General features: G+C 66.6%; 8 protein-coding genes. All 8 read right to left on the reverse strand.

The window, feature by feature from the left end:
- Nucleotides 1–58: 58 nt before the first annotated feature.
- Nucleotides 59–445, reverse strand: coding sequence for an MmcQ/YjbR family DNA-binding protein (locus PKH97_RS02970; protein WP_324385914.1), 387 nt, complete (start codon nucleotides 443–445; stop codon nucleotides 59–61).
- Between the two features lie 117 nt (nucleotides 446–562).
- Nucleotides 563–1330 (reverse strand): 3-oxoacyl-ACP reductase, encoded by a 768-nt coding sequence (locus PKH97_RS02975; RefSeq protein ID WP_324385915.1) that lies wholly within the window; start codon nucleotides 1328–1330, stop codon nucleotides 563–565.
- A gap of 13 nt (nucleotides 1331–1343) precedes the next feature.
- Nucleotides 1344–2732, reverse strand: a complete 1389-nt coding sequence (locus PKH97_RS02980) for an aldehyde dehydrogenase family protein (RefSeq protein ID WP_324385916.1) — start codon at nucleotides 2730–2732, stop codon at nucleotides 1344–1346.
- A gap of 21 nt (nucleotides 2733–2753) precedes the next feature.
- The gene (locus PKH97_RS02985; RefSeq protein WP_324385917.1) at nucleotides 2754–4136 is read right to left on the reverse strand and encodes a glutamine synthetase family protein; all 1383 of its coding nucleotides are present in this window, start codon (nucleotides 4134–4136) and stop codon (nucleotides 2754–2756) included.
- Between the two features lie 40 nt (nucleotides 4137–4176).
- A complete protein-coding gene (locus PKH97_RS02990) occupies nucleotides 4177–4902 on the reverse strand; it encodes an FCD domain-containing protein (RefSeq protein ID WP_324385918.1) in 726 nt (241 codons plus the stop codon).
- Nucleotides 4903–4955: 53 nt separating this feature from the next.
- A complete protein-coding gene (locus tag PKH97_RS02995) occupies nucleotides 4956–7433 on the reverse strand; it encodes an FAD-dependent oxidoreductase (protein WP_324385919.1) in 2478 nt (825 codons plus the stop codon).
- Nucleotides 7430–8356 (reverse strand): choline kinase family protein, encoded by a 927-nt coding sequence (locus tag PKH97_RS03000; protein WP_324385920.1) that lies wholly within the window; start codon nucleotides 8354–8356, stop codon nucleotides 7430–7432. Before PKH97_RS03000 ends, PKH97_RS02995 begins: the two co-directional genes overlap by 4 nt.
- Nucleotides 8338–9975, reverse strand: coding sequence for an amino acid permease (locus PKH97_RS03005; RefSeq protein ID WP_324385921.1), 1638 nt, complete (start codon nucleotides 9973–9975; stop codon nucleotides 8338–8340). The genes PKH97_RS03000 and PKH97_RS03005 overlap by 19 nt, the downstream gene beginning before the upstream one ends.
- Between the last annotated feature and the right edge of the window lie 122 nt (nucleotides 9976–10097).

Here is a 10097-nt window from a genome sequence, read left to right on the forward strand (position 1 = left end):
CGCCCGGCCCCGCCACGCCCGGCCGCTGCCGCAGCCGGGCACACAGGACCGAGACGGGTCAGTCGGACCCGGGTCGACTCTCGGGCAACGCAATCCGGCTCGCGAGTCGGGCGGGCGCCTGGATGACATAGCTAACGATCAGCAGTTCGGCGACTTCGGCCCAGTCGGTCGCGTCGTCGAGGATCATCCCGATGACATTGCGCCCCCACTCGGCCCGGAAGTAGGGCGGCCCGAGATGCTCGAAGGCCCGGACGTCCTCGGGATCACCTCGCAGCGTGATCCGGAATCGCCTGTCCTCGCCGCCGAAGACATGCGCGATCGTCGCCTGCCCCACCCGCCACCGCACGCCGACCCAGGCCGGCTCCTGCCGGCACTCGGGCAAGGCCTCCGCGATGGTGTTCAGCCGATCGAGCATCTCCTCCGGAACGTCCGGCCGCTCAGCCATGCCGGCCGCTCACAGCTTTCCCGCGCGACGCCACAAACCCGTCATCCGCAACGGAGGACTTTCCGCACCCACCAGGTACGTCTGGCATCGGGCGGGAAAGCCGGGCCGGGCTCAGACTCAGAGCGGGGTGACATAGGCGCCCGAGATGCCACCGTCGACCAGGAAGGTGGAGGCGGTCATGAACGAGGACTCGTCGGAGGCCAGGAAGAGGACGGCGTTGGCCATCTCCTCGGGCTCGCCGAAACGCCCCATAGGCACGTGCACCAGCCGTCGCGCGGCGCGCTCGGCATCCTTGGCGAAGAGTTCCTTCAGCAACGGGGTGTTGACCGGCCCCGGGCACAGGGCGTTGACCCGGATGCCCTCGCGGGCGAACTGCACCCCCAGCTCGCGGGTCATTGTCAGCACCCCGCCCTTGGACGCCGAGTAGGAGATCTGCGACGTCGCGGCGCCCATGACCGCGACGAAGGACGCGGTGTTGATGATCGAGCCTGACTTTTGCTCGAGCATGTAGGGCAGCACCGCCTTGCAGCACAGGTAGACCGACGTCAAGTTGACCAACTGCACCCGGTTCCACGCCTCCAGATCGGTGTCGAGGATGGAGTCGTCGTCGGGCGGGCTGATGCCGGCGTTGTTGAAGGCAATGTCGATGCGGCCGTAGGTCTCGTGCGCGACTTTGAAGAGGTTGTCGACGTCTGTCTTGTCCGCGACATTGCAATGCACGTATGTCCCGCCGACCTCCTCCGCGAGCGCCGCACCCTGCCCGTCGGACAGGTCGGCGATGACGACCTGGGCCCCCTCCTGCGCGAAGCGCCGGACGGTTGCGAGCCCGATGCCCGAGCACCCTCCGGTGACGACGGCGACCTTGCCCTCGATACGTCCGGTCATGTCGTGGTTCCTTTCAGTTCGTGGTGTCGAAGAAGACGTTCTTGGTCTCAGTGAAGGCGTCCAGCGCGTCCGGCCCGAGTTCGCGGCCGATGCCACTGGCCTTGAAGCCGCCGAAGGGTGTCGAATAGCGCACGCTGCTGTGGCTGTTGACCGACAAGTTGCCGGCCTCGACGCCGCGCGCGACCCGGATGGCCCGGCCGACGTCTCGCGTCCAGATGGACCCGGAGAGTCCGTATGCCGTGTCATTGGCCTTGGTGATCGCGTCGGCCTCGTCGTCGAACGGCATCACCGAGACGACGGGTCCGAAGATCTCCTCCCGCCAGGCGCGGTCGTCGGTGCCGTGCGCCAGGAGGACGGTGGGCGGGTACCACCAGCCCTTGCCGTTCGGGGCGCTCCCGCGGAAGGCGATATCGGGGGCTTGGTGGCCGGCTGCGTCGGCATCCTCGATGAACGAGCGAACAGTGTCGCGCTGACCGCTGCTGACCATCGGGCCCATCTCGGTGGCTTCGTCGCCGGGATCGCCGACACTGACGGCCTTGACCGCGGTTTCGAAGCGCTCCATAAAGGCATCGAAGACGCTGCGCTGCACAAGGATTCGGGTGCGGGCGCAGCAGTCCTGGCCGGCATTGTCGAGGAAGCTCATCGGCGCTGATGCCGCGGCCTTCTCGACGTCGGCGTCGGCAAAGACAATGTTCGCGCTCTTGCCGCCGAGTTCCAGCGTGACCCGCTTCAGTTGGTCGGCGGCCTTGCGCATGATGCCCTGCCCGACGGCGGTCGATCCGGTAAAGCAGACCTTGCGGACGTCGGGATGGGTGACGAACCGCTCGCCGACCACCGACCCCTTTCCCGCGAGGACGGAGAAAACACCCTCGGGGATGCCGGCCTCCAGCGCCAACTCACCGAGCCGAATCGCCGTCAGTGGGGTCAGCTCGGCCGGCTTGAGGACCACCGTGTTTCCCGCGGCGAGCGCCGGGCCGAAGCCCCAGGCGGCAATCGGCATCGGAAAGTTCCACGGCACGATGACCGAGACCACGCCGAGCGGTTCCTTGAAGGTCACATCGAGCCCGCCGGCCACCGGGATCTGGCGACCGAAGAGCCGCTCCGGCGCAGCCGCGTAGTAGCGGAGCACGCCTACGACATTCCCGGCCTCCCAGCGGGCGTTGCCGATCGTGTGGCCTGCGTTGGTCACCTCGAGTCGCGCGAGTTCCTCGGTGTGTGCCTCGACGGCATCGGCGAAGCGGCGCAACAACATGCCGCGATCGGCCGGTGCGACGGCACGCCACGCAGGCCCGACGGCCACGGCGCGCGCGATGGCGGCGTCGGTCTCCTCGACACCGACCAGGTCGAGGGTCGCAACGACCTCTTCGGTTGCCGGATTCACGACATCGTGAGTTGTGGTCATCAGTAATCCTGTCTGGGATGTCTAGAGTCGTTCGAAGCCACGGACGCGTTCCCAGTCGGTGACCGCGGCATTGAAGGCCGTGACCTCGACATCCGCGGCGTGAGCATAGTGCTCGACGACTTCGTCACCGAAGGCAGCCCGGGCGATGGCGCTGCCCAGCAACAGATCTCGCGCGTCGCCCAGCGTCATCGGCACGTGTTCATAGCCGGCTGTGTAGGCATTCCCAGGACAGGCGGCAGGTAGCGCCAGCCCTTCCCGTATGCCGTGCAGCCCGCCCGCGATCATTGCTGCCACCGCGAGATAGGGATTCACATCGGCGCCCGGCAGGCGGTTCTCGACGCGGATGCCCGCACCATGGCCCACGACACGCAACGCGCAGGTGCGGTTATCGGTCCCCCACGCAACCGCGGTCGGCGCGAAGGAGCCGACCTGGAATCGCTTGTAGGAGTTGATATTCGGGGCGTAGAAGTAGGTGAACTCGCGCATCGTCGCCAACACGCCCGCCATGAAGTGGTCGAAGACGTCGCTACGGCCGCCGTCACGCTCATCGTCGGCGAAGCTGATGGTCCCGTCCGCACCACGCAGCGAGAGATGTATGTGGCACGAACTACCTTCGCGCTCATCGTATTTCGCCATGAAGGTGATCGACTGAGCGTGGCGCGCGGCGATCTCTTTGGCACCCGTCTTATAAACCGAGTGGTTGTCGCAGGTGCGCAGGACGCGGTCATACAGGAAGCCGATCTCGTGCTGCCCCAAGTTGCACTCCCCCTTGGCTGCCTCGACCGTCATGCCCGCGGCATACATCTCGTTTCGGATCTCGCGCAGCACTGGCTCGACTTTCCCGCCGCCGAGCAGCGAGTAGTCGACGTTGTAGCGGTTGGCTCCCGTCAGACCCACGTAGCGCCGATCCCAGGCGGACTCGTAGGAGTCCTCGAAAAGGATGAACTCCAACTCGGTGCCGGCAAATGCCTCGAAGCCCATCGCAGCAGCGGCCTCGATCTGCTTCTTGAGGATGGTCCGCGGAGATGCGGCGACGTCGCCGGAACCGTCCAGCCAGGTCAGATCGCACTGGATGGTCGCGGAGGTGGGATGCGCGGGGGTGCGGCGGAGGGTGTCGAGATCCATGGCGAAGAACATGTCGCCATAACCGCGCTCCCACGACGACATCGCATACCCCGGCACGGTGTTCATCTCGACATCGACGGTCAGCAGGTAGTTGCAACCCTCCGTGCCGTGGCCGAGCACGGTGTCGAGGAAATACTGCGCGTGCATCCGTTTGCCCTGCAGCCTCCCCTGCATATCCGTGAAGGCGAGGACGACGGTGTCGATCGCGCCGGCGGCGATCTCGGCGCGCAGCATCTCCAGGGTCAGACGGGGTGCCCCGGTCATCCGCTCAGTGCTCATGTTGACTCCGTTTCTCATTGCGGGACAAGGGTTTCACCAGCTAGCCAAGCAGTCCACGTAAGAGCGCGGCCGTGGCATCGCAGTGCTCCGCCATGGCGGCTCGAGCACCGTCGGGGTCGCCGCCGAGGATCGCGGCGACCACGGCGTCGTGCTGGTCATTGGAGTGCTCGATATTGCGGCGCAACACGGGGATTGCAGTCAGCATTTCGTGCAGCGCAGCCTGCGCCCGGGTGACCGCTTCGATAACCATGGGCGAGCCGCTCAGCGTCGCGATAGCCAGGTGCAATCGGCTGTCCGCCAGCCGGTGCGCCGCATTGTCCGGCGCCTCCCGGACGGCCCGAACCGACTCCAGTAGCCACGCCCGCTGGTCTGCGGCGAGCGGTCGGCCGGCCGCGAGGGCGGCCGCTCCCGGCTCGATGACGTGCCGGAAGTCCAGGGCGTCGGCGAGGGCCGCGCCGGTCCGCACGGCGACGGCCGGTGCCGACCCGGGCTCAACGCCGGCATACGTCACCACGGTCCCTCCGCCACGTCCGCGGCGGGTGGTGACCAACCCCGAGTCGCGAAGAGCGGCGATCACCTCGCGCAGCGTGTTGCGGCTGACGCCGAGGCGCTCGGCGAGTTCGCGCTCGGGCGGCAGCGCCTGGCCCAGCGTGAACACACCCAGGCGGATCGCCGTCGCCAGTTGCTCGACCGTCACCTCGAAGGCATTGCCACTGGCCGGGCGCAGGACGACCTCGGGCAAGGCCGGGCGAGCGCCACTGCTCATCCCCCGATCCACTACCGGGTCGCGGCGGACGTCAATGGCTCTGTTGTGGACCATTACGCGCCCCGCACCCGCTCATTGGCCGGGTCGAAGGGCGCCCGCCGGGACACCGTGATCGGGATGACAGCACCCGCGAGGTCCACGGTCCATTGCCCGCTATCCACCCACGGCGTCGGCGCGGCGCCGGCTGCGCGATCGCCCACCAGGGCCAGGCCCACGCCGCACTGGAGCCGGCCGCCGTATGCCGCACTGGTCACCTGCCCGGCCGGCTCACCGTCGCGGAGCACCAACTCGCCGCCCCACAGGTAGGCACTCGAGTCACCCGTCGTGAAGGAAACGATCCGGCGACGCGGCCCGGACTCCTTCACACCGGCCACCGCATCCCGACCGAGGAAGTCGATCCCGCCGCCCAGCTTGGCGACGAACCCGAGCCCGGCCTCGATCGGTCCGATCTCTGGAGTCAGTTCACGACCGAAGGCGCGATAGCCCTTCTCCAACCGCATCGCGTCGATCGCGTAGTAGCCGGCGGGTGTCACGCCGAGGTCAGCTCCGGCATCGAACAGGCCCCGGTAGACGACAACCGCGGACTCGGACGGGATGTAGAGCTCGAAGCCGAGTTCGCCGACGTAGGTCATGCGCAGCGCCATGACCGGCGCCCCCGCAACCGACACCTGCTGCAGGGTGCCGAAGGGAAATGCGCTGTCCGAGAAGTCGTCTCCCGATAACCGGGTGAGTAGCTCACGCGAGCGCGGGCCCATCACACCGAGCACGGCGTAGGCGCTTGTCACGTCGACGACCTCGACGGCCAGCCCCTCGGGCAGCTGACGGCGCAGCCAATCCAGGTCTCGTACCGTCGTGGCTGCACTGCTGACCACGAGGTAGCGCCGCTCCCCGATGCGTGTGACGGTGACGTCCGCCTCGTAACCACCGCCCCGGTTCAACCACGCGGTGTAGACCGCCGTCCCAACGGGCACCGCGATATCGGCACTGCACACCCACTGCAATGCCTGCTCCGCATCTGGCCCGGTGACGAGGTACTTGCTGAATGACGTCTCGTCGAAGATCGCGACACGCTCATGGGCGGCGCGCTGCTCGGCAATACACCAGTCGGCCCAGACCGGCCGCTCCCACGAATAGTCCAGACGCGGCTCGATCCCTTCCGGCGCAAAGACATTCGGACGTTCCCAGCCGTTGCGACTGCCGAAAACCGCACCCTGTCCAGCGGTCAACGCGTGCACCGGCGAAAGTCGTTGCGGCCGACCTGACTCCAGCTCACGGTTGGGCCAAGGCACCGCGTAGTGCAGTCCGAGCACCTCACCGACCCGCGCACGCAACCAGCTATTGTCCCCCTGCAGTGGGGAGAAGCGACGGATGTCCGCACTGACGAGATCCATCGTCGGCTCGCCGGCGACGATCCACTCGGCCAGGGCGCGGCCTGCGCCGCCGGCACTGGCGATCCCGACCGAGTTGAATCCTGCGGCGACAAAGAAGCCACCGACCTCGGGCGCCTCCCCGATGACGAACTGATTGTCGGGGGTGAAGCTCTCGGGCCCGTTGTAGAACTTGCGAATCCCGGTGTGCGCCAACACAGGTAGCCGGTGGACTGCCGAATCCATGAGGATCTCGAAGTGCTCCCAGTCCTCCTCCAGGAGCTGAAACTCGAAGGGATAGGGGAGCCGGTCGGGAGCCACCCAGGGCTTGGCCTCGGGCTCGAAACCGCCGACGAGGAGCCCACCGACTTCCTCCTTGACATAGGTGTAGCCGTCCGGGTCGCGCAAGATCGGTAGGTCGGCATGCACGCCATCGATCTGATCGGTCACGACATAGAAGTGCTCCGCCGAGTGCAGCGGCACGGTCACGCCACACATGGCGCCCACCGACTTGGCCCACTGTCCCGCGCAGTTGACGACGACCTCCGCCTCGACGTCGCCGCAATCGGTCCGTATGCCGATTACTCGCCCCTCGCGGGTCAGCACGTCGGTCACGCGGACCCGCTCGCGGATCGTGACGCCTAGCTTCCGGGCGCCCTTGGCGAGTGCTTGGGTCAGGTCCGTCGGGTTGGCGCGCCCGTCACCGGGCAGCCAGATCGCGCCGACCAGATCGCTCGCCTGAAGCAGCGGATAGCGTTCTCGCGCTTGGTCAGCCGTCAGCAGCTCGCACTCGAGGTCGTATGCCGCGGCGTTCGCCCGCGTGCGCCGCAACTGGACCATTCGCTCGGGCGTCCTGGCGACGGTGAGACCCCCACAGACCCGATAGCCGGTGCCGAGACCGGTCTCGGCCTCCAATCGGGCATACAACTCGGTGGAATAGCGCACCAGCCGTGTGCTGGCTTCGGTCGCTCGCAGTTGACCGACGAGCCCGGCCGCGTGCCACGTGGTCCCGCACGACAGGCCGCCCTGCTCGACCAGGAGCACATCGGTCCACCCGAGGTGGGCCAGGTGATACGCCACCGAAGCACCGATCACTCCCCCGCCGATGATGACGACGCGGGCGCGCTCCGGCAGGTCTGAGGTGGCGCGTGCCGATACGCTCATCGGCCAGCCCCCACCACATCAAGAAGCTGCTCGAAATCGGGACTAGCGAATGCCCTTCGTGCGCGGTCGAATTTGTCCATCGCCCACCCCCAGAAGTCGAAATCACCCGCATCCAGTCCCGCCTGGATCGTGCCCCAGAGCGTCCACGCGTAGGCGCTGGCGATCGACCAGAGGGCAGCCCGGGCAATCAGGGCGGCATCCTCGCGACCGTAGTACGCGGCGACCAGCGCGGCGAGTTGCTCCGGGCTCAGGTGCGCCTCCTGCGCGATATTGCCGAGTTCGAAGGCCGGCTCGTTGGCACCGGAGTATTCGTAGTCGACGATGCGCAGGTCGCTGCCGGTATCGAGGAAGTTGGCCGCCAGCAGGTCGTTGTGACAAGGCGCCAGCTCCTCCGGGTTGGCCGCCAGCGCTACCTCCATCCGTGCGGCCGTCGCGAGCACGTCCGTATAGCCGTCCGGGAGCCGAAAGCCTTTGTCCCGCATGATGGTCAGATAACGACGTTGGATCGCGAAGATGTTGAAACGGTTGGCGAACTCGGGTCCCGCGTGGAGGCAGCGGACGGCGTTCGCGACCCGGGTGAGATTGGCCGCGAGGGTGGCATCGTCATACGTGATGGCATCGGGGATGAAGGCGACAACGAGCACGCCTTGACCGGGAAGGTAGTCAATGACCTCGGCGCCGACACCCGCCGAGGCCGCCGCCAGCGAGTTGCGAAACTCCTGGTCGCGGTCCACTGCGAGCAGCCCGGTCGACGGAGGGGAGATCCGGACGACGACATCGTGGCTCGCCGTCCGGACCCGGTAGTTGTGATTGGTCAGCCCGCCCGGGAGTTCGCTCACCACGCGATCCTGGCCGGCCAGGATCGCGATGCGCTCGAAGACCCGATCGGGGCTGGGCCGACCGCTCAGTCCCCCTGCTTCCACTGGTGTTCCTGGTCACCGTGGGCGGTCTTGCCGTGGTGCTCGAGACCGATCTCGTCCGCTGAGGAGACGCCCGCCGGGAGGTCGATCGTCGTCTTGGGTCCGGTGAACCACTTCTTCGCCGAAAGGTGCCACCCGAGCCACAGCACGACGAGCGAACCGATGGTCAGCACGGGGGCATAGTTGACGAACTTCAGGTCGAAGTCCGCATTGCCGAGCCAGCCTGCGGGCGTGATCGGCAGGATGAAGTAGATGGAGATGACGATGATCTCCAGGACCGCCAACGGGGCCATCCACTTCCACTTCGTGCCGAGATTCCAAGCGCCCTGGACGAAGGCATCGCCCTGGCGCCAGCGCAGGAAGATCGGAATCGCAAAGGCGAGGTAGAGGCCGATCACCGCCACGGAGACCACGGCATAGAAGGCGACGGGGACCGGGGCGCCGTTGATGTCGACGGGGACGAGCGCCGGGATGGTGATGAGCGCGGCAATGACGGTGGAGACCAGCACGGCATTGGCCGGGACCTTGTTCTTGTCGAGCTTGGCCCACATCGAGGCGCCAGGGACAGCCCCGTCGCGACTGAAGGCGAACATCATCCGGCTGGTCGACGTCATGCAGGCGCTGGTGCAGAAGAACTGGCCGATGCTCGCGATGAGCAGCACGATGCCGGCCATTGTTGGGCTGAGCGCCTGGTTGAAGATCACCGCGACGCCCCCGCCGCCCTCGGTGACCTTGGCGGGGTCCTGGACGGCGAAGAGGAAGGCGAGCAAGAGGATCCAGCCACCGATCGCCGAGTAGAAGATCGACTGCCAGATGCCCTTCGCCGCGCCATTGGCCGCACCTTGGGTCTCTTCGGCAAGGTGGGCCGAGGCGTCGAAGCCGGTGATCGTGTACTGCGTGAGCAGGAAGCCGAGCGGTAGGACGTAGAACCAATACCCGAGTCCGGTGGTCTCGCCGCCGGCCAGGCCGCCGGAGTTGTTGACACGCATCGTGAAAACATCTCCGACGCTCATGTGCTTGTCGGGCAGGAAGATCAGGATGAGGATGACGATCGCCGCACCGAAGACATGCCACCAAACCGAGATGTTGTTCATCAACGCCATCAGGTGCCCACCGTAAATATTCAGCAGGGCGGTGAGCACGAGGATGACCAGGAACATGATGAAGACCCGGGTCAGCGAGTAGCCGGCAGCCCACGACGCACTGAGGGTGCTGAAGGTGAGGTCGAAGAAGGTGGCGCAGCCGTAGGCGACCGAGGCGTCCACCGCCAGCAGGCCGATGAGATTCAGCCAGCCGGTGTAGTACCCGGCCTTCGCGCCGCCGAGTTTGCTTGCCCACCAATAGATTCCGCCCGACGTGGGGTAGGCGGAGACGAGCTCGGACATGCACAGGCCGATGATCAGGATGAAGGTCGAGATGATCGGCCAGCCCCACGAGATGGCGACCGGGCCACCGTTGTTCCACGCCTGCCCGAAGGTCGTGAAGCACCCGGCAAGGATGGAGATGATGGAGAAGGAGATGGCGAAATTCGAGAACCCGGACCACGTCCGGTTGAGTTCTTGCTTGTAGCCGAGTTCCGCCAGCATGCGTTCATCGTCGGTGAGGTGGGTCAGATCAGCCATGGACCGGCTCCTGCGGCTCAAGTGGGACGGTTGGCTCGATGTAACACCCGTCACATCGAACTTGTCAATGGTTCTTGTATGAACCTTTAACCGCGTCGCGCGCCGCGGGCTCGCACTTAGCC

This window comes from Nostocoides sp. (assembly GCF_035343835.1).
Classification (GTDB): Bacteria; Actinomycetota; Actinomycetes; order Actinomycetales; family Dermatophilaceae; genus Nostocoides_A; species Nostocoides_A vanveenii.